This is a genomic window from Neorickettsia sp. 179522 (genome assembly GCF_001593535.1).
GTDB lineage: Bacteria > Pseudomonadota > Alphaproteobacteria > Rickettsiales > Anaplasmataceae > Neorickettsia > Neorickettsia findlayensis.
Map to the genome: position 1 here is coordinate 123,505 of NZ_LNGI01000001.1, position 23,431 is coordinate 146,935.

The following is a 23,431-nucleotide window of genomic DNA, read 5'->3' on the forward strand; positions in this document are numbered from 1 at the left end:
TGAAGCTATAGAGCTGTTTATCAAGTCCACTTTCCCAAAGGTAATGCTGCCTGTACAGAGTTCCCATTTTTATTATTAGGAGAAAGGCTTAATTTACAATATTCTGCGACCATCCATAGCCATGTCTTTTTGTTTGCAGTGCTCAATCAATTACTAGTAGATCTAGCGCCTCTTTATGTAGTGTCTGTTCTGATTGTGAGTACCTACTTACTCGTGACTAGTAGCTTTAATACGGAGAAAATAACGTTTGTTTCAATTGCGCTACTCATAGTTTATCAGAGTTTTACTCTCCCAAAACCGTTGGCTTTTTTAGAAAGTCTCATGATTGCACCCATCATTGCCATACTTGGTTTGGCCGTCATGGGAAGATTAGTTGCTTGCACTAGTGTCGTTAACAGAGCTGCAGGTCTCATAGTAAAAGTCAAACATAAGACCTTCATACCAGTAATTTTGATACTTGTGTGCTACGTCCTGAGCGCCTTTGTTAACAATACGCCTATGGTGGTGCTTCTTATTTCGCTTGTTTCCATATTTAGCAAGCAAGTAGGTATTGCTAATTCCAAAATGATGCTCCCAATCGCTTTTTCTGCATCCCTTGGTGGGATGCTTACAGTTCTTGGAAGCAGTACAAATCTACTTATCTACTCAAAAGCTGAGGAGCTTGGTGTTGAATTGGGGTTCTTTGGATTTTTCTTACCAGCTCTCTTCGTAGGCATTTTTGGGATCATTTATGTAATTTTTCTCACATTGATACTTCCAATAAGAAAACCTGCAGAAGATGATTTTAGGAGATTCCTTTTTGTTTTGGATTCGCCTCAGTCAGGAAGATTGATTTTCTCTTCGGTTGGGACACGTGAGATAAAAAATATTTTACATAATCACGCATTTGGCAATAACCTGGTATTGGACGAGATTGTGGTTACGGAAAAATCTGAATTGATAGGTCGTGACGTGCTGTCTGATGATGTTGCGAGTTACTTTAACGCATCTGCTATTGGCATAGCACGTACTTCAGGAAAAGTAGTTTCTGGGTCTAGGCTAATAGTTGTTCGTAAAGCGGTAAGTTCTCATCATGAGAAGGGAGAAGTGGTTTTCACGAAAGACAAATCGTACATTCTGAGTCATGCTAATAGCATAAAGGTAATATGCACCTTTGTTGGTATGGTTCTTTTATCTGGAGCTTTGAAAATACCACTTGCTCTTACTGCTTTTTCTGGTCTTGCACTGCTAGTTATTTTAGGTGCCGTCGATGTGAGGGAGATTTTCAGATTTCTCGAAATAAAGCTGTTCCTAATGCTTATTTACTCCCTTATTATAGGGAGTTCACTAGAAATGACGGGTTTACTAGAAGATTTTGTTCAGCTTCTTTATCGGTACACTAGTGCGTTATCGGTTATTGGGATAATCTGTGCGCTCTTTACTATAGTGACTTTATTAAATGAAGTCATGAGTAATAATGCAGTGGGATTAATTTTTACGCCTGTTGTGCTAAAACTCAGTTACATGATGGGAGTAGAACCAAAGTATCTATTGTGGACACTTATCTTTGCATCCAATAGTGCTTTTGCCACACCGTTTGGATATCAGGTGAATCTTATCGTTATGGAAGCAGGAAAATACAAATATTCTGATTATTTGAAGTTCGGTTTTCCTCTTAATGTGGTTGTTTTGTTTGGCTACGTTGCTTATTTGTACCTTTTTTCTGAGCTAGATCTCTTTCATAGCGTCCACTTTGGATGAGCACCGGGTCAGTGATTGCTTTCCTGGTTGAGATTGCAACTGAGAAGCTTTTGTTTCTAACTGGAAGGTGTTAGTACTCATTGAACACTGTATGTTTTAGGCGTACAATTCGGGATTGTTCTGCGGTCGTGGTGGAATTGGTAGACACGCAGCGTTGAGGTCGCTGTGGCTAATTAAACGGCCTTGGAAGTTCAAGTCTTCTCGACCGCACGTTTCTTTCTTGTTGCGCGTACTGCTTGCGCAATTATCCTCTCTGTTAAGTATCTGTTAGGTGCTTCTGTCTTCGGATCATAAGTTTTCCAAGGTTTCTCTGAGTGCGATTTCCATCACTAGTGGGAACAATGACACTATGATAACGTTCACAAAAAATAGTGCTGTGAAAATCCCTGGACTGTTTATATCCCATTTGAAAAGTGCAAGCGCTGTTATGATCCCGGGAATCGAAATTGGGGCGGCAAGAATAATCGGTATGATGCGATCCGAGCGAATACTTAAACTACTGCAGAGCGCACCAGTGAAGGATAGCATTGCTGTTGAGTAGCAAAGGGAACCAGCAAATGAAACTATAGTTTGGATACACATCTTGTCGGTGATTAGAAGGTAAAACAAAGCTGTAGCAAAGAACGTTAACAAAAGCCCTTGTCTAATCCATAATTCTAAGACAGTCTTTGTTATGAAGCTCTTGATGCTTGGAGTAAACGTAACTAGTTGTTCGAGACTCCCAGTAGTCCAATATTGTGAAAAAATTCCGCTAACCGAGACTAAGTGCAGGATGTTTGTGGTCACCCATAACACCAGGCCGTCCATTTGGCAGTTTAAGATTTGTCTATAGAGAAGTAACTGGAAAAAGTTGATCAATAAAAATGCTAATAGTACTATTGACGACTTACCACGAAACATATATGGTTCTTTCTTTGGCGGCAAGTATAACATAATAGTTATTTAAGTTTATGATGTTAAGGTTTCGCCGGTGTGGGTCTTTTTTTCTTTTACCCGATGTCTTCTGATGATATAAAAACTGCCGAGTATATGGGAGAAAGGATGCTCGCGTACTTTCGTGAAAAGTTGATCACCCTTAGAAGTGCTTTGTTGAATCAAGGGAAGGTTGTGAAAGATGTGCTAAGTAGGTGTGCAAACTCATATGAGGCTGACGACATCATAATGTCTACACAAAAGCGCAACTTGTTGTTAAGCGAGATAGACGATGCAATTGAACGCATAGAGCAAGGCGTGTATGGTTACTGCGAGGAGACAGGTGACGAGATAGGCTTTGGTAGATTAGATCTTGAGCCCACAGCCAGGTACTGTGTTGATGTTCAAGAAAGACTCGATAAGAAAAATCGTTTTCTCAAGTCCTCTGGAAGCGTAAATAATGAGGAAGGGTGATATTTTTGTTCTCTGGTTTTGACAACTGTAGAACATGAGTGCAGAATAGTCCCCATGTCCTTTTATTTGGTCTGATTTAGTGGATAGCGAAAATCTCAATAAAACTAAGAGGGTTGTCTCTGAAAGTCTGGAGGAAAAGCTTGGCGAGTCTTACCAGGTTCTCGATAGGGGCTTTGTGCGTGTTGTCGATTACATGGGAAACGATCAGGCAATTGTTCAAGCCGCTCGGGTTTCCTATGGAAAGGGAACAAAAACAGTAAATCAAGATCGTGGTTTAATACACTATTTGATGCGGCATGGCCATACTACGCCATTCGAAATGTGTGAAATCAAGTTTCACGTGAAAATGCCCATCTTTGTTGCCAGACAGTGGATTAGGCATAGGACGGCTAACGTTAATGAATACTCAGCACGCTACTCAATCGTTGAAGAAGAGTTTTATATCCCGGAGATTGACAAAATTTGTTATCAGTCCACTACCAATTCTCAGGGAAGGGGAGATGAACTTGAGCAGGAAGTTGCACAAGAGTTTCGTGATTTTCTCACAAGAAGTGATAAGTCTACATACGATGAATACACGCGCTTCATAGAGAAAGGCTTAGCTCGTGAGATTGCGCGTATTGCAATGCCTTTAAACACCTACACGGAAATGTATTGGAAGGTGGATTTGCATAATCTGTTTCACTTTTTGAAATTACGCTCACATCAAAGGGCACAGTACGAGATTCGCAGATACGCCGAGATAATGGAAGAAATCGTAAGTTCATGGGTCCCGATGGCGTACGAAGCCTTTTTAGAATATGAAAAACATGCACAAACCCTCTCTAGGAGTGCAATCGAGTATGTACGCGATAATCTCAAAGAGACACTTTCTTCCGAAAGGGAAAGATATGGAATTGGTGCTCGCGAATTTACTGAAGTAACTGAAATGCTCACTGGAGCGGGAAAAAAATAGAGAGGCTAGGTTTATGAGGCTTCTTCAAAGTGGGGCTATAACCTTTCTGTCCTTGAAGCATGAGTGAAAATCAATTAGATTTAACTGGTTGTAGTGGTCTAGGGAGAAAATATAAGGATGGCGTTAGCTAGATATGACAACCCTTGGGGTTCTGATGACGAGCCACTGCGGAGAACGAGAGTAAATAATAGAAACGTCTACGATATAGAAGGAATTTTACTTTCTATGCGTGGTAGATTTTTTCGTCGTAGCGGGCCCAGGTTCAGCTGGTGGTTGATCTTTTTTCTCCTTGGTTTGTTTGGCGTCTTTTGGGTTTTGTCAGGCTTTTATATTGTGAACCCAGAAGAACAGGCAGTGAAGCTTACATTCGGTAAGTATGCTGGGATGGCAGACCCGGGTCTCAGGTATCATTTTCCTTTTCCAATTGGTCATGTCGATAAGGTGAAAGTAGCTGTCATAAATCGTAACGAAATAGGTTATTCTCCGGGCAAAAAGGGGGAAGGTGAGGGTATAATGCTCACAGGTGATGAGAATATTGTCAATGCAAATTTTGAGGTTCAATGGCGGATAAAGGATGCCTATAAATTTCTGTATAAAGTTAGGGATTATGGCTTTGGGTTGAGTGTTAAAGGTGCTGCGGAAAGTGCCATGAGGGATGCAATTGGGCAAAATAAGATATCATTTATTTTAAGAGGTGAAGGCAGAGCAAAAATTGCCTCAGATACCAAAAAACAATTGCAAGAGATCCTTGATGGATATGATATGGGCGTCGAAGTGCTTTCGATCCAAATGAAGAAAGTTGATCCTCCTGAGAAAGTAATAGATGCTTTCCGTGATGTGCAGAGTGCTCGTGCTGATAAGGAGAGAGAAATCAACCAAGCCTACTCTTATAGGAACGACGCTTTACCTAGAGCTCGTGGGGAGGCTGAAGTTGCTTTACAAGGTGCGCAAGCCTACAAGATAGAAGTTATAAATCGGGCATTGGGTGACACAACAAGGTTCACTGAGGTGTACAACCAGTATAAAATTAACCCCGAGATAACGAGAGTGAGAATGCGAATTGAAATGCTCGAAGATGTTTATAGAAACACCGAGAAAATCGTTGCTGATGATAGCGGCATATTCAAGTTCTTTGATTTACAGAAGGGTGGTGTCAAATGAAGGGTGTTTTAGCTGCTATTTTGGGCTTTTTCTTGCTCTTAAATCTTAGTGTCTTTGTGGTCCCCGAGGGGCATAGTGCCATAGTCTTGCAGTTTGGTGAGGTGATAACTGAAAGCCCCCTTGAGCCAGGTTTGCATTTTAAGATCCCGTTCATTAATAAAGTCATAGTGATGGATACGAGGATACAAGATCTATCATCTGATTCTAGGGAAGTCATTGCCGCTGATCAAAAGAGATTAATAGTTAGTTACTACGCGAAATATAAGATCATAGATCCTGTGCAATTTTATCGGTCTACTAGGAATATAGCCAATCTTGAGAGTAGGTTAGGTCCAGTGGTTGAGGCAAATATGAGGGAACAGATAGGTCTGGTACCTCTTGTCAGCATTCTGACTGAGGAGAGGGCAGATGTAATGAGCAAAATAAAGTTGCATTCAGGAAATGTTGCCTCAGACTTTGGGGTCGCTGTGGTAGATGTGCGTATAAAGAGGACCGACCTTCCAGAAGAAAACAGTGGTGCGATCTTTAAAAGAATGCAAACAGAACGTGAAAAAGAAGCACGTGAAATAAGGGCACAGGGTTACCAGGAAGCGCAGAAAATAATCGCCAATGCTGACAGAGAGAAGAAAGTTATCCTCACTGAAGCATATGCGAAGGCGCAATCGATCAAAGGTGAAGGTGATGCTGAGGCTGCCAGACTATATGCGAAGGCATATGCGGTTGATCAAGATTTCTACAAGTTTTACAGGACGATCATTGCGTACAGGAAGGCTTTTGATCGGGGTAATACAAAGTTTATTATCAACTCAAATGATAAGTTTTTGTCTACATTAAAGGATGTTAGTGAGAAAAAATAGGTTTTATAAGATATTTCTCTTAGTGGTGCTTTTGAGCTCTTCTTTGGCTTCTGGAACTGTGCCAGCTGAGGGTTTTTCCGATGTTGTCTCAAGGCTTGCTCCTGCAGTTGTGAACATTTCTAGCGAATACAGGTTGAGGATGGATAACCAGGGTCTGTGTGGTAACCCGGCTATTTTGGAAGAGTTTTCTGAGTTTTGTGAGCGCCTCAAGCCATTTTTTCGTAACAAGAATCCAGGTAAGAAATATGGTACATCCTTAGGTTCTGGTTTTTTGATTTCTGATGATGGGCTTATAGTTACGAATTATCACGTTATTGCGAACGCCGACAAAATCAAGGTTGTTTTGAGTCAGTGTAGTGAAGCGTGCCAACAGTATGAGGCCACAGTGATTGGGTATGACAAAAAGACCGACCTTGCCGCGCTAAAAATTTCTGGAGTAAAGGGCCTACCATATTTGCGTTTTGGCGACTCATCTAAGATGAGACCCGGGGACTGGGTGATAGCAGTTGGTAATCCTTTTGGTTTGGGGGGTTCTGTCAGTGCAGGAATTGTCTCGGCTATTAGTAGAGAAATCGGTTTGTCGCAGAACAGCGATTTTATCCAGACAGATGTTGTGCTTAATTCTGGTAATTCGGGAGGACCGCTTTGTAATGCAGAGGGTGAAGTAATTGGTGTAAATACAGCTGCTGTGTACTCTAATGGTGGAAGCGCAGGAATTGGTTTTGCCGTGCCCTCGAATGTTGCCAAACCAGTTATAGAAGCTCTGGCTAAGGGTAAGCAAATCCAGCGTGGGTGGATAGGAATTGTTATACAGGAAATCACAAATGAAACAAAAGATTCGCTTGGTGGAGACTTATCTGGTGTCCTGGTCGCGAGTATTGAAAAAGACGGACCTGCATACAAAGCTGGGATGAGGGTCGGTGATGTCATTACGGCGGTAAACGGGGAGAAAATTAGTGGTTCGAGGAAATTAGTAAGGGAAGTTTCTGGGCGCAAGATAGGTGATACGATAGTACTATCTGTAGTTAGGGATGCCCTTAAAAGTAAGGAGACGGTATCTTTGAAAATAAAGATTGAGAAAACACCACAAAGATATACAGACGATGATGGGGCCTCGCAGTTGGAGGTCATAGGATTGGTGGTCTCCAATCTGACCGATACGATTCGGAATTCGTTTGGACTTGGTGCAAGCATTGAAGGTGTAGTTGTCTTGGCTGTCGATCCAGATAAGGAGAGTTTTCTTAAGGCCGGAGATATAATTGTCGGGGTTGGTACCAATAGACAGATTTCGACTGTCCAAGAATTTAAACAGCATATAGACGAAGCAAAGAAAAAGGGGCAGAGGTCCCTCCTAATGCTGATAAATCGCGGGAAGCAAACGGTTTTTGCTGCTGTAAGCTTAGATGACTAGTTCCACCTCTAATGCGGCGGCAGACATTCGTACATCTTAGAGTACGAAGCGATTATTCGCTCTTACGGGCAGTTACCAAACCTAGAAAAATTGTTGATCTAGCGCGTGCTGCTGGCATGCCAGCCGTTGCGCTCACTGACATTGATACAATGGCAGGTGCGCTTGAGTTTGCTGAGTATGCTAAGAGCTCTGGTATTCAGCCGATTATTGGAATTGATCTTGCAATTTCACACAATCATGTTGACTCACGTGTACTCCTGATCGCAAAAAACGAAGAGGGCTTTCACAATATGATTAAGCTCTCTAGGGTAGTTTCTTCTAGAAGAGTTGCGTTAAATGAGGTTTTTACCTATAGCAAGGGTCTAATTCTGCTGTTAGGAGAGTTCTTTCTTGATGCTATCAATAGTTATTCGATTAACGCGGAAACTCTGGTATCCGATATAAAGCAAGTCTTCGACAAGGACCTTTTTATTGAAATACAACGTCTGGGCAATCAATCTGCAGAGGAAAAACTTATTCAACTTGGATATGAGTGTAATATTCCTTTTGTTGCGACAAACGATGTTCTTTTTCCGAATAGGGATTTCAGGGAGGCACATGACGTATTGACATGCATCGGTGGTCTTACATATGTCAGTGATATAAACCGCGTACATTACTCTCCAGAATCGTATTTTAAAAGTGCAGAAGAAATGTTTGCACTTTTCTCTGATTTGAAGGAAGCGTTGCACAACACTGTTTTGATAGCGCGTCGTTGTAGCTTCATGCCAGAAGTGAGGAGTCCTATTCTGCCAAAGTTTGAATGCGAAATAAACGAAAACGATGAGTTGAGGCGTCTCAGCTATGCTGGTTTGCAAAGAAGGATGGGGGATGATGTTCCACAAAATTATTTTGATAGGCTCGAGTATGAGCTTGGTATTATCATTGACATGAATTATTCTGGCTACTTTTTGATAGTGGCTGATTTCATACGTTGGAGTAAGGCCAATGATATTGTTGTTGGTCCTGGAAGAGGATCTGGAGTCGGATCAATAGTTGCATGGTGTCTTGGTATTACTGGTTTAGATCCACTGAAATTTGCTCTTTTTTTTGAAAGGTTCCTGAATCCGGTTCGTGTATCAATGCCGGATTTTGATGTGGACTTTTGCCAGGAAAGACGCCATCTTGTGATAGAGTACGTGAGGAAAAAATATGGTCACGTTGCTCAAATAATGACCTTTGGTACTCTCCAGCCCAGGGCTGCATTGCGAGATGTTGGAAGGGTCCTTCAGCTGCCTTATGGGCGAGTAGATAGGATCTGTAAAATGATTCCCAATAATCCAGCCAATCCGATTTCTTTGCAGGAGGCAATAAATCTCGACAAAGATCTTCAAAAAGAAAGTGAAAATGATGAATCGATAGCAAAGTTGCTTGATCTTGCTCTTAAGCTGGAAGGAACACTAAGACATGCATCGACTCACGCTGCTGGAATAGTTATTAGTGATACTCCAATAGAGGATTATCTGCCTATTTACCATGATAAGGAATCAGAAATTCCGGTTACTCAGTATTCGATGAAATATGTTGAAAAAGCAGGACTCATAAAGTTTGATTTTCTAGGTTTGAAAACATTAACAGTAATCAATCAGGCATGCTCATTAGTACGACTAAAAGATCCTAATTTCGATATGGATTCTATTCCTCTTGACGATAAAAGGACGTATGAGCTTCTTTCAGCGGGAAATGCGATAGGTGTGTTTCAGCTGGATAATGCGTACATGTGTGAAACGCTAAAACGCCTGCATCCAGACTGTTTTGAAGACATAATTGCCCTGATCTCGCTTAACAGGCCTGGTCCTATGGCGAACATTCCAACGTACATAGCAAGGAAACACGGAAAAGAAACAGTTAAATATCCACATCCACTACTTGAATCTTCATTAAAAGAAACTTTTGGTGTTGTTATCTATCAAGAGCAGGTAATGGAAATGGTTCGGCTTCTTGCTGGGTATACACTCGCTGAAGCAGATATACTCCGGCGTGTTATGGGTAAGAAGATACGTGCGGAAATGTCAGAGCAAACCGAGAAATTTGTCGAGGGTGCAAAACGTAACGGTATTGATGCGGAAAAAGCTCGAGAAATCTTCGAGATGGTAGAAAAGTTTGCTGGCTATGGTTTTAATAAGTCACATGCCGCTGCATATGCACTCATCTCATACCAAACGGCCTTTCTCAAGGCTAACTTTCCAATTGAGTTTACCACGGCTGCCCTTAATCTCGAACTGCACCATACGGACAAGCTTGCAATTCTAATACAAGATGCAAAAAACTGTGGTATCACAATTTTGCCACCAGATATAAATAAGTCAAAAATTTTCTTCTCTATTGAGGGTAATGCAATAAGGTACTCGCTCGCAGCTTTGAAGAATGTTGGAGAAGCTGCAGCTTCAGCAATACAAAAAGGAAGCCCATTCCAAACAATTGCGGAACTTCAAAGATGCTTGGATGGAAAAATAGTTCATAGAAAAGCTGTTGAAAGTCTTATAAAGTCGGGTTCTCTGGATGTACTCTCTCCTGAGAGGAGTAGACTTTATTCTTGTATGAACGAATTAGTGGGAAAAGAGGATAATAGTGCACAGATGGCATTATTTGATATCTCTGTTGTTAAACCAGAAAAAGTGTTTGCGCCGTGGAATTTTTTTGAAAAAACACAGTGTGAATTTGATGCGCTTGGCTTTTTTCTTTATGATCACCCTCTTTCTCCATATCAAAAGTTTTTAAAGCTTTCACCGAATCAGATTGCTGGTGTGATAACTGAATTGAGAATAAGGTCGAGGGGCAATAGAAAGTTTGCTGTGATGCATGTTTCGACAGTAAGCGATATATACACTGTCGTGTTTTACGAGTCTGAAGTCATTGACTCCAGACGTGAGCTTTTTGTAGTTGGTGTAAAGGTCGTGCTGACCCTCTTAAAGAGTGATAACGGCTATGTATGTAGTAATGTGGCTGAATTACACGAATTTATCTTTGCGGATTATAAGAGAAGATTTGCAATTCTCGTAAACCGCAAAGAACAGGTTACCGCATTGAAGGACGCTCTAAGGCGTGGTGGTAAATGTGAGGTTACACTTGTTGTGCGTAATGATTCACAGTACACGAGGATTGTTTTGGGGCATGATTTTGAGCTTGCCATTGAAAAGCTTGCATTGATTGAGGGTGTGCAGATTCTCAAGCACAGAGTGCGCTCCATTAACGGATGAGTATCGTGCGAGTACTGTGAGATTATTCGTCCTTGTTTGTAGTGTGCTTGAAATTGTTGATGCCGTAGCAATTTAATACTTCGTCTAAGTGTGTTACACTCTACGACGTTCTTGGGATGTAGCCAAGCGGTAAGGCAACGGTTTTTGGTATCGTGACGCGCAGGTTCGAATCCTGCCATCCCAGCTTTCAGGATTATTGTTTTACGTTTCTACTCATCGAAGGGTCTTTTCCTTCTAAGAAATACGTAGTACGCTCCTTCACCCCCATGATGTGGTAGTGCCTCTGCTACGAATTTAATCAGACCTCGGGTCTCGGCATTGTTTTCTAACCATGACACAAGACTTGTCTTGATAACTGCATCGCCAGTCCTTCCTTTTCCAACAATGATTAGGAGATAACGAAAACCACTCACGTAATTTTCTAAAATGAATTCGATAGTTTTCTGATAGGCGCTTTCCACGGTTTCACCATGCAGGTCTAGTGTCTTGTCTATATTAATCTTTCCGCGTTTGATTTTTCGCAAAAAATCAGGATCTGCATTCTTAGCGAAATCAAGCCCACTTGTGTTCGAGTTACTTGGTTTATTGTATGTCACGACTTTGTCTTTTGTATTTGGTGTGGGACCTCTCGGAGGTTTTGTTAGGTTATGACAATATGGGTGGGCAAATTTGTCTGAAACCTTAGTGACGCTCCTTATAAAGCTGTCCCAGTCTGTTGGATTTTCATGCTGTGTACTCATGTGAGAATTTTCTGTAGTACTGATAGAAATCATACTTATGTTGCAGGTTCTATCATCTTCTCTGGATGTACCCGATTTGTGCCAAGTAATTTCTTTTCTGATCAAGTGAGTATACGTGTTGATGCCATGTACACTTTGTATTCCCACCTTCTCTAATAATTCTATGAAATGGTCGTGTAAATTGGTAGTGTATTTCGGTGGATGGTGTTGTGCGGATTCCTGGTTTGTACGATCGCTGAAGAATCTGTCTTTTGTGTTGTCATCTATATATGGCCCGAGGACAGCGTTTATATGTCTTATTTCAGCGCCAGACTCCAACATCTTGAGAACCGTATTTCGTATTAATTCGTTTGGACTACTGAGATCTACATTTGCGATTCCTATAACACGGTTTATGTGATCAGAAAGTAGTAAAGGGATAGAGTCTATTGTCTTTATCACGAGAAATAGGTTAGGCCTGTTCGTTACAAGCGCGTTGCATTTTAGGAAACCGGTGCTTGGACTGTCTGCAAATATGCACACACTAGATTGTGATTGTTTGGGTAAAACGTATGCTTTCCCTTGCAATTCCATATGGGTAAAACTTCTGATGTTTGTCAGAGGGTCTCCTTCGAGTGGGACATTACAAAGAAAAGAATGCTCTATTATGTTGGTATTATGCCTATCGAATGAAGGTAAAGCTATCCTAAAAACGGATCTCTTACGCATCTGCTTCGCTTCTTGGAAATACCAGAACAGTAACATACTAGTCTAATCCTATACAACCTGTGTATATGGAGCTTCAGGTTCACACTATACAGATAAGTTGCTATAATCCTTGCTGTTTCTCTCTGCTAGAATGAAAGAAAACATGCACTCTTCCATCACTGTGCAACAAGATGCATTGACAAGAATTCTTGCGAATCTTGTTAGTGTATCAACAAGGAAAAGCACTATAGCTTATTTGTCGCATGTTAGGGTGTGTTTCGCTGGTAATTCGGTGGAGTTCACCACAACTGATAATGAGCTTTCACTCACAGATTCGTTACAGGGAATTGAAGGTGCAATTGATGCAGTAATCTCAGTAGATGCATTCAAGTTGTACGAGATAGTCAGGCGTCTGCCAACCGATGTTGGGATTATTTTCTCGATTGAAAAGAATAATTTAGTTGTTCGCAGCAAAAGGATAGAGTTCTCATTACCATATTTAGATGCAAAACATTTCCCATTGATAAGTGAAGAGGAAAAAAGGGGACAAATTAGCTTTGCAGGGGATGAAATAAGGAGTCTCTTCAATAAAGTGCGGTTTGCCACTTCCACTGAGTCTACAAGGCAACATCTGAACGGTGTATATTTTGAATCAGATGGTGAAAAAATAACCGTTGCTGCAACTGATGTACACAGGCTTGCAGTAGCCACACTTACAAAAAAGACAGGTCTCAAGTTTTCTTGCATAATTCCGAAGAAAACTGTGTCAGAGATGATTAAGCTTTCTTCGAGTAAGGAAGTTGACCTCTTTCTTCATGGGAAGGAGTATGTCAGTAGGATAAGGATGGTTTTCGGGGGTATTCGTTTAAATTCGAAGTTGATAGCTGGTACATTCCCAAATTTCGCTGCTGTCATTCCGCAGAGTTTCAAGTCTTCTCTAACATTTGATAGAAAGGGTTTAGCGACCAGTATAGAAAGAGTTGGCCTTGTTTCGCCTGATCAAAGTCGTGCGATTAGTATTAGCATTAAGGGCAAGCAGCTTTACCTTGATGCGAGTAATTCTGATGCGAGTTTTGGGCGAGAATTATTGGAATTAAATGAAGAAGTGAACGAAGAGCTCAGTATTTATTTCAATCATGCCTACCTCCTGGATATACTCTCGGCTCTGGATAATAAAGAGGTGATAATGAAGTTTAACAATGCAACTTCTCAGGTTTTGTTTCAGGGTGATGAGAGTGCTTTGTATATTGTTATGCCAATGGCTTTCTAGATATTTTTGTATTGGGCTTTGTACCCCTTGTTCTTCTTATCAAGAAGCATGTTTACAAAGCTAACCCTAAAGATTAGAATTCTCCTGTTGGCCCGGTAGCTCAGTTGGTAGAGCAAAGGACTGAAAATCCTTGTGTCACTGGTTCGAGTCCGGTTCGGGCCACGCGATGCAGTATTTCTTGGTTTAAACTCCATGTAATCTGCTTTGTATTGTAGGTTTTCGATCTCGTCATATTGGGTTGAAGTGCCTAATACCTTCCTTTCCGGAGCTGAAGTTCTCAATAAGTTCTGTTACAGATTTGAGGTATCAGTGTCTACCTAGACATTTGAGAACCCTGCTTCATCCCCAAAAGAGTAGAGTTTCTCCATTCTAGTGACCTCTATCGTTGAATTTTCTAGTTCGTTCATTAGGGCATAGATAACTGTCGTTGCTAGACTCTTGTTGGGTTCTGCCAAAAATCTGCAACAAAGAGTGTCACTATACGGCATGACTGCGGTTTCTTCTGGCCAAATCAAGACGCCTTTGACGCTTATGCTACCCAGGATGATTGCATCGTCCACTTTTATTTTTTTTAAAGCAGCCAAAAGTGATGCTAAATTTGTGCTATCCCAACTTATAAAGAGATCTACTCCGATTAGAAGCTTTTCTTTTTTGCTCTGATATTGAGGTTTGAGGAGTGTACCTTTAACTAGGCTATGACATGAGAAAGCTACCAGACTTTTTCTGTCGATGTTGTTAATTATGTGTTCTGTGAATTTTCTAGTGCCAACCTTGAGCTTGCTATGCAAAGGATCATAAATATCTGCGGTATGTACACCTGATTTTAGTGTCTTCAACCACGCAGAATAAATCTTCTGTGCAATTTCTTTTTGTCCCACGTAGCTAAGCATGTACATTGCAGCATTCAGAAGACCGGAGGGATTTGCAATGTCTTGGCCTGCTATATCAGGTGCAGAACCATGCACAGCCTCGAACATTGCGTACTCTTCTCCTATGTTGATGCTACCTCCAAGACCAACTGAGCCTGACATTTCTGCCGCAACGTCCGAAATAATATCTCCATATAGGTTAAGGGTCACGATTACATCAAATTTTTCAGGATTTTTTGCTATCCTTGCTGTGCCAATGTCTATAATGTAGTTTTCACTTTCAATATCTGGATACTCAAGCGCGACCTTCTTAAACAGTTTGTGGAAGATTCCATCAGTCAGTTTCATGATATTATCTTTCACCATTACAGTGACTTTCTTCCTACCGTTATTGCGCGCGTACTCAAAAGCATATCTGCAAATCCGTTCAGACGCACTTTCTGTAATAACCTTAGTGCAGTTGTATGTATCAAGGGTCTGTCTATATTCTATCCCTGAGTAGAGGTCTTCCTCATTTTCTCGGATAATGACAATATCCATTTTAGGGTTTTGCCATTCTAGGTACGAGGCACAAGGCCTAACATTTGCGAATAGCCCCAGCTTTTTTCTGAGTGTTACGTTTAGACTTCTTACACCTCCGCCACGAGGAGTTGTTATCGGTGCTTTTAGGAGCACTTTATTCCTCTTCAGGGTTTCCCATCCGGAGTCAGAAATCCCAGAAGGCCAGCCTTTTTCATAAATCTTCTGTCCAATTTCGACTGTATCAATCTGTATTTCTGCACCAGCCTCAAAAATAATTTCGAGCACTGATGTCATTATTTCCGGTCCGACTCCGTCGCCATAGGCTACCGTCAACTTAGGCATATTATCCTTCCGTATACTGTACTTCTTTTATTTTACAAAAAACTGCCGTTATTATAGTGGAGAGTTGTCTTGTTAGCAAAATCCGGTGTTTCTTGTGGTCTTGGGGAAGATATTCCCCCTTTATCTAATGATACTGTTGGGCTACATTGCCGGAAGAACGCTCAATACTGATCGCAATACCATCGCAACTCTTCTTTTATATCTGCTCTCACCGCTAGTTATCTTAAGCGGGTTACTCGGTGTGGACAATATGCAGAAACTATTACTTCTCCCTGTCATTGTTTTTTTAACGAGTTGTTTCATGTGCTGGCTTGTATATACGGCCACCAAGCTTTTTTATAATGACAGTCTCAGAAACATAATTGCATTTAGTTCAGGTAGCTTCAACACGGGCCAATTTGGTCTCCCCGTAGCACTTATGATAGTTGATGCCGAAACTGTCGGGATATATATACTTGCATACAGTGGAATCATCCTTTTTGAGAATACATATGGTTTCTATATTGCATCTAAAGGAGCCTTTTCTCCAATGTACTGTATAAAAAAGACGCTAAGCCTGCCTCCGCTACACGGAATAGTGGTAGCATTTTCCATGAAGCTTTTGTGTTTACACTTTCCTGAATTTTTGGATCCATTTTTTGCGAATCTACGAAGTACCTATGTGACACTTGGTATGAGTACCATTGGTCTTGGTCTGGGAACTATAAAAAAGTTCGAAGTGGACTGGAAGTGCATTGGAATCACGATGTTTGTAAAGTACTTTCTTTGGCCGGTTCTAATGCTTAGTCTTGTCTATCTTGATGCCTCTTTCTTGCACATTTTTGATAACGACAAAGTGTACAATGCTATGTTGATTCTTTCTGTGGTACCAATTTCTGTGAGTACCATGCTATTAGGTTGTGTTTTCAATTATCCAGCGGAGAAGATTGCAGTTGTTGTCCTCATAAGTACGCTTACAGGCATGGTGTACATTCCTTTGGTGGTGAAGTTCTTTTTTTAAATTTCATAAAGTGATTTCCTATTTTGGTGATGTACACAAAATTCTGATTTGCCAGTTTGAGAAAGTTTTAAATTTCGATTAGTCATCTGTAATCAAAAAAATGTGACCTGTATCATTGGATGGTTGCAAGAGAGCCAGGGTAAGAAACAGTTACCACTCAGTGCTGAAAAGTGGGTAAGATATGAATTTTAAATCATCCACTACGAAACAATTCTTTACTTGTGGAATGTAACAAACGGATCTGGGTGCGTCGTGCCTTTTTTCCGCCGAGAATGCGTTCGTTCTCAAGTTGATTTCCCGCACTCTAGGTGCTAGAATCGACCCCTAGATCTTTCCACCAGAAGAAGTGCAGCGCCTAATCCAAAGACGCCTTGGAAACAATCTACCCGTCTTTGTGGATAGTATACCGGGGCATTATTCTATTTCAATAAAGATTTGGGTTAGAGCCGGGAGTGAGTGTGAGACTCAAGAAAATAATGGGTTGGCGCACTTTCTTGAACATATGATCTTCAAGGGTACAAGTACACGAAGTGCAGAACAAATAGCAGCGGATTTTGATCGGCTTGGAGGTTATTTCAATGCGTGTACCAGTAGAGGTTACACAGTCTACTATGTGAAGCTGTTGGAAGAACACTTGGATAAAGGGATGGAGATCCTTTCTGATGTGCTCAACAATTCGATCTTCCCAAAAGAAGAACTCGAACGCGAAAAGATGGTTGTCCTGGAGGAGATTTCTCAAACTGAGGACGCACCCGACGACATTATTTTCGACCGTTTTTTTGAGAGTATATACCCGAATCAAGCCTACGGGAGACCTATTCTTGGTTCTAGGGAGAACGTTAGACGCTTTACAAGAGATGATATTACCTCTTTCATATCTCAACACTATTATTCTGAGAATATGATGCTTATTGCATCCGGTAAAGTGGATTCCGAGAGGTTCATCTCACTAGCAGAGAAGTACTTCGGATGTATAAAGTCAGTAGGTGTACGTGCTGCGGATAGGTCTCCAGCACAGTATGTTCCTGCTGAGTACAGAGAAGAGCGTAAATTGGAGCAAACTCACCTCATTCTAGGATTGCCGTGTGTTTCTTATTCACACAGCATCTCTCAGATATATTCCGCTAAGGTTCTTGCTATACTCTTGGGTGGTAGCATGTCGTCTAGATTATTTCAGGAAGTGCGAGAAAAACGTGGTCTAGCATATTCTATAACTGCTTTTCATGCACCAAGTGAGACTTCGGCAATCATGGGTATTTACTCTTCTACGGATCCAAAGAGACTAAAAGAGCTGGTTACAGTAGTCCTTGGTGAGCTGTCTAAGCTTCAGAATACTCTCACAACTGAGGAAGTGGAAAGAGCGAAACAGCAAATTAAGTCATCGATTTTAATGAGTCTGGAAAGTAATGAATCTCGTGCATCCCATATAGGTAGGTCAATTCATTATTTTGGTAGATACACGGATGGAGCTGAGCTAATCGAGGTCATTGATACTATTGGGGTCGACGATGTTGCCTCGATTGCAGAGTTTATGTTGCAGGATAAGCGCTTGAGCCTTGCATTAATTGGTGCAAAAGGTATGTTGGATGAATGTAGAGTGTTAGCAGAGGCACTGTAGCATTCGTTTGTATGACCAATTTAGTTTAGCTTTTGGAGATATAAAATGAGTACTGAGTTCCATGGGACTACTATTCTTTCGATTAGAAAGGATGATAAGGTCGTCATGATAGGTGATGGACAAGTGACTATGGGAAACGCAGTCGTTGTAAAATCGACTGCGCAGAAGGTGAAGCGTCTTTCTGGTGGAAAGATAATATCAGGATTTGCCGGATCAACTGCGGATGCATTCACGTTATTTGAGCGGCTAGAGTCAAAATTAGAAGCCCATCCAGGTCAACTTTTGCGTGCGTGCGTGGAGCTTGCGAAGGATTGGCGTACAGACAAATTTCTTCGTCGATTAGAGGCGATGATGATTGTGGCTGATGCTAGGGGTACGTTCATTCTGAATGGTGCTGGTGATGTGATAGAACCTGAGGATAGTGTTGCTGCAATTGGATCTGGGGGCAACTATGCTCTCGCTGCTGCTAAAGCGCTTGTAGCCCACGCCAGTGATCTTGATGCTTTTCAGATTGCTGAGGCAGCTATGAAAATAGCTGCTAAGATCTGTGTTTTTACAAATGAGAATTTTACGGTTGAAGTCATTGATTGTACTTCAAAAGAGTGTAGTTGAAGTTAGTGAGAGTATTATATGGGTACAGAGAGAGTCTTTAAGTATTCAGCTGTAGTTGGACAGGATCCCGAACATATCTTAGAAGATGCTTATTCTGCCGCTCCAAAGGCGCTTGTAAGTTATCTGGACAGATTTGTTGTTGGACAGAAGTTGGCCAAGAAAAAAATTGCGATTGCAATAAGAAATCGCTGGAGGAGAAATAATGTTCCAAAGCCACTTCATGATGAGATCATTCCAAAAAATATACTTATGATAGGGCCAACTGGTGTTGGAAAAACAGAAATTGCTAGACGCGTGGCGAAACTTTCAGGAGCACCGTTTATTAAGGTTGAGGCAACGAAGTTCACTGAGGTCGGCTATGTTGGTCGAGATGTCGAATCAATAATTCGGGATCTTGTTGATAGTGCTGTTGCGCAGGTCAAAGATCAGAAGAGGAAGCAGTTTTTGAAGGGAGCCGAAGAATCTGCCAAGGAGAAGATCCTTGATGCACTGGTTGGTAAAAAAGATGCTGAAGATGAGGATCTTCCTAGCGATGGGGATGAAAGACATGATGCAAGAGCTATTTTTGAGAAGAAGCTCGATGAAGGGAAATTAGATGATGCGGAAATCGAAATAAATGTTCGTGAGGTTCCCCAAAATGTTTTTCCTACAATGGATGTTCCAGGTATGCCGGGCACGCAGATTGGTATGATGAACATCGGGGACATGATGAGTAAGGTCTTTGGTGCGAGTAAGAAGTTCAAAAGAAAAAGGGTCAAAATCAAAGATGCTAGAAAAATCCTCGCAGATGCAGAGGTCGAGGATCTTTTTGATGAAGACGCGATAATCAAAGAAGCACTAGACCTAGTGACAAATAGGGGTATGGTTTTTATTGATGAGATAGATAAAATCTGTGCTCGAACAGAGGTTAGAGGTGAGGTGAATAGAGAAGGTGTTCAGAGGGATTTATTACCCCTTCTAGAGGGAACCACAGTAGTGACAAAGTATGGTGTTGTGAAAACAGATCATATTCTTTTCGTCGGTTCTGGGGCGTTTCACTTTGCTAAACCGTCGGACTTACTACCAGAATTACAGGGACGTTTGCCGATAAGAGTAGAACTTGACTCGCTTGACGTGGAAGATATGATCCGTATCCTCACCGAAACTGAGTCTAGCCTGTTAAAGCAGTACTGTGCATTGTTGGAGACAGAAGGTGTTTCTCTTGAATTTACAAAAGATGGTGTGCGTGCGATCGCTGAAGCTGCAATAACCGTTAATAATGAAGTTGAAAATATCGGTGCAAGGCGCCTCCATACAATAATGGAGACACTGCTTGAAGAAATTAACTTTGAGGCCAATGATAATGTAGGAAAAACTTTTTCAATTGACCGTGAGTATGTAGATAAACATCTGCAAACTATCATCAAGAAGTTGGATTTGTCGAAGTTTATTCTGTAAACATGGGCAAAATTGCCGGTCTAGTGGTTGCAGGAGGAGGAGGCTCGAGGATAATAGGTTCGGTGCTTCCAAAGCAGTACTTGGAGATCCATGGCAAAGCAATTTTGCAGTACGCGGTCGAAGCTCTTTTTGCTCACCCGAAAGTCGAGTGTGTGCACCTTGTTGTTGATTCAAGGTACGAGGTGCATTATTTGCCAATTTTGCGCAATTTGAGTGGGTACGTGGTTTCATTGTCAGAAGCTGGTGACACTCGAACGGATTCAGTTTTTTCAGGGCTAAAGGCCTTGGAATGCCTAAATCCTAGCTACGTACTGATACAGGATGCAGCTAGGCCTTTTACGACGCCTAAAGTGATTGATGCAGTGATTAAGAGTCTCTTGCAGGGTTGTAAGGGTGTTGTGCCAATTGTGCCAGTACAGGATACTATCATAAAAAAAGAATCTAAAGGCACGATAACAGATGTAAATAGGGATGAGTTGAGCGTAGTGCAGACGCCACAAGGATTCGATTTTTGTGAGATTTTTGCAGCATATAAGGAGCACTTTATGCGTCCTTCGAAGAAGTATACAGATGATGGAAGTCTAGCACGTGCTCACGGTATAGAGGTGAAATGTATTCCGGGTGACAGCAGTAATCTTAAGATTACCCATCCTTTTGACTTGAAGTTTGCCGATTTTCTCTTAGCTCGAGACCATTAGTGAAAGTGCCATTTTCACGTCCTGTGTTTTATTTTTCTATTCCATCTTGAAAATTTTCGGAAAGTGGCACACAATTCGCACGTCTCTCGCTTTTCTAAGTAAAATGTATGAAAAGCTCTTAGTGGCTCTTTTGCAGTATTTGAGCCCGTCGTTTGCACATACGATTACTCGTGTGGCGCTCAAGCACTTTCCTGGGCTTGTAGGTGAAAATTCTTTCGAGGACCCAATGCTGGAAAGTAGGGTGTGTGGTTTGCACTTTAAGAACCCAATTGGCATTGCAGCTGGGTTTGACAAAAATGCTGAATGCGTTAATGCCCTCAAGAGAGTGGGGTTTGGCTTCATTGAGCTCGGAACAGTCACCCTTAAACCACAAAAGGGAAATCCTAGTCCTAGATTGTTTAGATTGCCGCAGGACGGTGCTGTAATCAATCGACTTGGATTTAATAATAAGGGGGTAGGGTATTTCCTCAAATCGCTTAAAAAAGCTATGGTACAGACGGATTTACCACCTCTGGGAATTAATATCGGTAAAAATGCTGTTTCAAGGGATGCTGTTTCCGATTATGCACGCTTGGCTGCTCATGTATCTCCGGTTGCTGACTATATCACGCTAAATGTCTCTTCTCCGAATACTGCCAGTCTCAGGGATATGCAAAAAGTAGAAATCCTTGAAGAGCTTCTTATTGCTGTAAAGGCAGCAGTTGGAAGTGACGTACGAATTTTTATCAAGGTTGCTCCGGACCTTGCTGAGGGAGCAGAAGTGAGTATTGTTTCGCTTGCTTTGAAGCACAAAGTAGCCGGAATCATAGTAAGTAACACTACTATTGGGTGCAGGGAAAGCCTTCATAGTAAACATAAAGTCGAATATGGTGGGTTAAGCGGTAAGCCATTGTTCAAGCTTTCTACGGCTTTATTGAGAAAAATGTATAGGTGTGCAAATGGGGAGCTAGTTTTCATAGGTTGTGGAGGCATCTCAGATGCAGAAACAGCTTATGCGAAAATTAGAAGTGGTGCCGCTTTGATTCAGGCTTATACGGGTTTTACCTATCATGGTTTTGGTCTTCTGAACGAGATCAAAATGGGTTTAGTTCAGAGACTTAAAGCTGACGGTTTTTCTTCTGTAAGTGAGGCTATAGGTCTAGATGCGTAATTTTAAGTTTCGTTTTTACTCTTCACGTATAAATTTTGTGATAGGTGGAGAGTTTTTTCATGTGAAACTTGATATGTACTGCTAGTGTAATCATTGTTTCCCGTACATCTTTCTATTCTGGACGCTGTCTCTGTTATCGGTGTTTTGCATGCTACACCGGTGGTTTGTCTCTGAGTTCATATGCAGAGGCCCTAAGAGTCTTGCTTGGCTGTATAATCGGTTGGCTTTCCAAAATTATAGTATAGTTGAAGCCACTCTGGGTGGTATCTGGATACTGTAATTGTCTCTCTGGTAATGAAACCTGCGAGAGTAAGGAGGTTCCCAAGCTGATGGTCGTAAGATGCGCTTACGGAGTTGTTCCCTTTTAGTGATGTGCCTTCTACATCTATCCTGTCATTCTTGAGTTTGATCGTTGCACCCAGCTTTTGCATTATTGCTACGAAATCCATGAACCTTTTATCTTTTGTAATTCTTAGGCCCTTTGCGTTCTCTATGGAACTTTTCCCTTTTGCTATACATAGGAGAAAGAGTAAGGTCCTGAGATTCTCTGCATTGGCATCATTCTCATTGATTGTTACACCGTTGAGACTGGCACTTTTAACATGAATCTCACCTATTCTTACATTGAAAGATGTTGTATTAACCTTAAACTCAATATTAGCTCCCATTTTCTTGAGGAATTTGTATATTTCAAAGCGTGCCTTATCTAGGTAGACATTTCTGATTATAATCGCAGAGCCAGCGACCAAAGTTGCTGCAATAACCAAGAACAAAGCCATTGAAGGGTCACCAGGAATCGTAATATTCCGTGATGCGAATTCCTTACCTCCGTGCACAACGGTTGTTGTATTTTCCCTGGTTTTTATTACCTTGATATCAGCACCCAAGTATTTCAGGATGCCAGTAACATGATCTCTACTACCGGAAAAGGGTTCTATAATTTTCGTGGTACCTAGCATATTCAATCCGGCCATTAACAACGCACTTTTACTCTGTGAACAGGAGTGTTGTAGTATATGTTCATGCGGGATGCAGTATTGGTAACCTTTGATAACCGTTGGTAGAGTTTGCGGAACTATCTCTATACCTATATCAGCAAAGTGTTGTGCGCACTTGATCTTAAGTTTGCTAATTTGATGCTGGAGGTCAGTGATGATTGTCTGGAAAGGGTAAGTCGCGACCGCACCAAGTAATAGATGAAGTCCCATATCTGAGTTGCCGATGTTTAAAATGTTTCCAGGAGCACGTAAGCCTCTCAACCCAACGCCGTATATTTCTATTTTTGACGAGTCTTCTACTTTTTTTATTCTTACACCAAGTTGTTCTAAGCAATTGATTGTGTGAGTGATGCAGGTGTAAGCAAAAAAAGGTGACACGGTAGACCTACCCATTGCGTGTGCAAGTGCGAAAATGCTGCTTTGCAGCATTGATACATCGGGTGGCACACTATAAGTTCCCTGCATTGGTGGAATTTTTTCTATTTCGCAGACTTTGCCATCCATAATTTTTTCCCGGAGCAGAGAGTATAGCAAAATTAAGTGATATAAATTCTACGTGGGGTGAATTCAACACCGGGGATAAGTATAGAACCATTACATACACCTGAAAAGCAATGTTCTACTTTAACGAGATAAGGGGGTAAACATGTATGTTGGGTTTAATATTTGTTTCTGCCTATCTAATCCACGTGTATTAGTGAACAATATGGCGAAAATGAAAAGAATTGTTCTTTAGCAC

18 protein-coding genes and 3 tRNA genes are annotated in these 23,431 nt (G+C 41.4%); 17 read left to right on the top strand and 4 right to left on the bottom strand.

Annotated features, from left to right (window positions below; genetic code table 11):
- Nucleotides 1–195 precede the first annotated feature (195 nt).
- Both AS219_RS00565 and AS219_RS00570 read left to right on the top strand, forming a co-directional pair.
- Nucleotides 196–1,740: an SLC13 family permease gene (locus AS219_RS00565; protein ID WP_231861801.1), complete on the top strand. Its 1,545-nt coding sequence runs from the start codon at nt 196–198 to the stop codon at nt 1,738–1,740.
- Nucleotides 1,741–1,862: 122 nt separating this feature from the next.
- Nucleotides 1,863–1,950 (top strand) — tRNA-Leu (locus tag AS219_RS00570).
- Nucleotides 1,951–2,028: 78 nt separating this feature from the next.
- Here AS219_RS00570 and AS219_RS03980 read toward each other — a convergent pair.
- Nucleotides 2,029–2,640, bottom strand: coding sequence for a heme exporter protein CcmB (locus tag AS219_RS03980; RefSeq protein WP_082784573.1), 612 nt, complete (start codon nt 2,638–2,640; stop codon nt 2,029–2,031).
- Between the two features lie 96 nt (nt 2,641–2,736).
- Between AS219_RS03980 and AS219_RS00580 the strand changes: the two genes are divergently transcribed.
- From AS219_RS00580 to AS219_RS00610, 7 genes are all read left to right on the top strand, one after another.
- Nucleotides 2,737–3,126: a TraR/DksA family transcriptional regulator gene (locus AS219_RS00580; RefSeq protein WP_067978653.1), complete on the top strand. Its 390-nt coding sequence runs from the start codon at nt 2,737–2,739 to the stop codon at nt 3,124–3,126.
- Nucleotides 3,127–3,205: 79 nt separating this feature from the next.
- Nucleotides 3,206–4,081: an FAD-dependent thymidylate synthase gene (gene thyX, locus AS219_RS00585; protein ID WP_067978656.1), complete on the top strand. Its 876-nt coding sequence runs from the start codon at nt 3,206–3,208 to the stop codon at nt 4,079–4,081.
- Between the two features lie 117 nt (nt 4,082–4,198).
- On the top strand, nt 4,199–5,242 hold the full coding sequence (hflK, locus tag AS219_RS00590; protein WP_067978659.1) for an FtsH protease activity modulator HflK: 1,044 nt from the start codon (nt 4,199–4,201) through the stop codon (nt 5,240–5,242).
- Nucleotides 5,239–6,099 carry a protease modulator HflC gene (hflC, locus tag AS219_RS00595; RefSeq protein ID WP_067978662.1) on the top strand — a complete coding sequence of 287 codons (861 nt, stop codon included), beginning with the start codon at nt 5,239–5,241 and terminating at the stop codon, nt 6,097–6,099. Before hflK ends, hflC begins: the two co-directional genes overlap by 4 nt.
- Nucleotides 6,080–7,510 carry a Do family serine endopeptidase gene (locus AS219_RS00600; protein WP_231861802.1) on the top strand — a complete coding sequence of 477 codons (1,431 nt, stop codon included), beginning with the start codon at nt 6,080–6,082 and terminating at the stop codon, nt 7,508–7,510. Before hflC ends, AS219_RS00600 begins: the two co-directional genes overlap by 20 nt.
- Before the next feature lie 11 nt (nt 7,511–7,521).
- Complete coding sequence (gene dnaE, locus AS219_RS00605) at nt 7,522–10,749, top strand: DNA polymerase III subunit alpha (RefSeq protein ID WP_067978665.1); 3,228 nt, start codon at nt 7,522–7,524, stop codon at nt 10,747–10,749.
- A gap of 112 nt (nt 10,750–10,861) precedes the next feature.
- Nucleotides 10,862–10,933 (top strand) — tRNA-Gln (locus AS219_RS00610).
- Between the two features lie 25 nt (nt 10,934–10,958).
- Here the strand turns inward: AS219_RS00610 and AS219_RS00615 are convergent.
- Nucleotides 10,959–12,197 carry a Smr/MutS family protein gene (locus AS219_RS00615; RefSeq protein ID WP_231861803.1) on the bottom strand — a complete coding sequence of 413 codons (1,239 nt, stop codon included), beginning with the start codon at nt 12,195–12,197 and terminating at the stop codon, nt 10,959–10,961.
- Nucleotides 12,198–12,327: 130 nt separating this feature from the next.
- Here AS219_RS00615 and dnaN point away from each other — a divergent pair, with 130 nt between their 5' ends.
- Together dnaN and AS219_RS00625 are read left to right on the top strand one after the other, a co-directional pair.
- The gene (gene dnaN / locus AS219_RS00620) at nt 12,328–13,446 is read left to right on the top strand and encodes a DNA polymerase III subunit beta (RefSeq protein WP_067978671.1); all 1,119 of its coding nucleotides are present in this window, start codon (nt 12,328–12,330) and stop codon (nt 13,444–13,446) included.
- An 89-nt stretch (nt 13,447–13,535) separates the two neighbouring features.
- A tRNA-Phe gene (locus tag AS219_RS00625) sits at nt 13,536–13,608 on the top strand.
- Nucleotides 13,609–13,763: 155 nt separating this feature from the next.
- Here the strand turns inward: AS219_RS00625 and icd are convergent.
- Nucleotides 13,764–15,179, bottom strand: coding sequence for an isocitrate dehydrogenase (gene icd / locus AS219_RS00630; protein WP_067978674.1), 1,416 nt, complete (start codon nt 15,177–15,179; stop codon nt 13,764–13,766).
- A 94-nt stretch (nt 15,180–15,273) separates the two neighbouring features.
- On the opposite strand from icd, the gene AS219_RS00635 reads away from it, so the two are divergent.
- The 6 genes from AS219_RS00635 (at nt 15,274) to AS219_RS00660 (ending at nt 21,694) form a co-directional block, all read left to right on the top strand.
- Nucleotides 15,274–16,179: an AEC family transporter gene (locus AS219_RS00635; protein ID WP_067980414.1), complete on the top strand. Its 906-nt coding sequence runs from the start codon at nt 15,274–15,276 to the stop codon at nt 16,177–16,179.
- 346 nt (nt 16,180–16,525) lie between these two features.
- Nucleotides 16,526–17,797 carry a M16 family metallopeptidase gene (locus AS219_RS00640; RefSeq protein WP_067978677.1) on the top strand — a complete coding sequence of 424 codons (1,272 nt, stop codon included), beginning with the start codon at nt 16,526–16,528 and terminating at the stop codon, nt 17,795–17,797.
- Between the two features lie 45 nt (nt 17,798–17,842).
- Nucleotides 17,843–18,409 (top strand): ATP-dependent protease subunit HslV, encoded by a 567-nt coding sequence (gene hslV, locus AS219_RS00645; protein WP_067978680.1) that lies wholly within the window; start codon nt 17,843–17,845, stop codon nt 18,407–18,409.
- Nucleotides 18,410–18,427: 18 nt separating this feature from the next.
- The gene (gene hslU, locus AS219_RS00650; RefSeq protein WP_067978683.1) at nt 18,428–19,846 is read left to right on the top strand and encodes an ATP-dependent protease ATPase subunit HslU; all 1,419 of its coding nucleotides are present in this window, start codon (nt 18,428–18,430) and stop codon (nt 19,844–19,846) included.
- Between the two features lie 2 nt (nt 19,847–19,848).
- Nucleotides 19,849–20,544 (top strand): 2-C-methyl-D-erythritol 4-phosphate cytidylyltransferase, encoded by a 696-nt coding sequence (gene ispD / locus AS219_RS00655; RefSeq protein ID WP_067978686.1) that lies wholly within the window; start codon nt 19,849–19,851, stop codon nt 20,542–20,544.
- Between the two features lie 103 nt (nt 20,545–20,647).
- Complete coding sequence (locus tag AS219_RS00660) at nt 20,648–21,694, top strand: quinone-dependent dihydroorotate dehydrogenase (RefSeq protein ID WP_067978689.1); 1,047 nt, start codon at nt 20,648–20,650, stop codon at nt 21,692–21,694.
- A gap of 191 nt (nt 21,695–21,885) precedes the next feature.
- Here AS219_RS00660 and AS219_RS00665 read toward each other — a convergent pair whose 3' ends face one another.
- Complete coding sequence (locus AS219_RS00665) at nt 21,886–23,196, bottom strand: 3-phosphoshikimate 1-carboxyvinyltransferase (RefSeq protein ID WP_067978692.1); 1,311 nt, start codon at nt 23,194–23,196, stop codon at nt 21,886–21,888.
- Nucleotides 23,197–23,431: the final 235 nt, after the last annotated feature.

Coding starts and splice junctions, on each gene's coding strand:
- AS219_RS03980 (WP_082784573.1), bottom strand. CDS start 2,640: ATGTTTCGTGGTAAGTCGTCAATAGTACTATTAGCATTTTTATTGATC.
- AS219_RS00580 (WP_067978653.1), top strand. CDS start 2,737: ATGTCTTCTGATGATATAAAAACTGCCGAGTATATGGGAGAAAGGATG.
- hflK (WP_067978659.1), top strand. CDS start 4,199: ATGGCGTTAGCTAGATATGACAACCCTTGGGGTTCTGATGACGAGCCA.
- hflC (WP_067978662.1), top strand. CDS start 5,239: ATGAAGGGTGTTTTAGCTGCTATTTTGGGCTTTTTCTTGCTCTTAAAT.
- AS219_RS00600 (WP_231861802.1), top strand. CDS start 6,080: ATGTTAGTGAGAAAAAATAGGTTTTATAAGATATTTCTCTTAGTGGTG.
- dnaE (WP_067978665.1), top strand. CDS start 7,522: ATGCGGCGGCAGACATTCGTACATCTTAGAGTACGAAGCGATTATTCG.
- AS219_RS00615 (WP_231861803.1), bottom strand. CDS start 12,197: ATGCGTAAGAGATCCGTTTTTAGGATAGCTTTACCTTCATTCGATAGG.
- dnaN (WP_067978671.1), top strand. CDS start 12,328: ATGAAAGAAAACATGCACTCTTCCATCACTGTGCAACAAGATGCATTG.
- icd (WP_067978674.1), bottom strand. CDS start 15,179: ATGCCTAAGTTGACGGTAGCCTATGGCGACGGAGTCGGACCGGAAATA.
- hslV (WP_067978680.1), top strand. CDS start 17,843: ATGAGTACTGAGTTCCATGGGACTACTATTCTTTCGATTAGAAAGGAT.
- hslU (WP_067978683.1), top strand. CDS start 18,428: ATGGGTACAGAGAGAGTCTTTAAGTATTCAGCTGTAGTTGGACAGGAT.
- ispD (WP_067978686.1), top strand. CDS start 19,849: ATGGGCAAAATTGCCGGTCTAGTGGTTGCAGGAGGAGGAGGCTCGAGG.
- AS219_RS00660 (WP_067978689.1), top strand. CDS start 20,648: ATGTATGAAAAGCTCTTAGTGGCTCTTTTGCAGTATTTGAGCCCGTCG.
- AS219_RS00665 (WP_067978692.1), bottom strand. CDS start 23,196: ATGGATGGCAAAGTCTGCGAAATAGAAAAAATTCCACCAATGCAGGGA.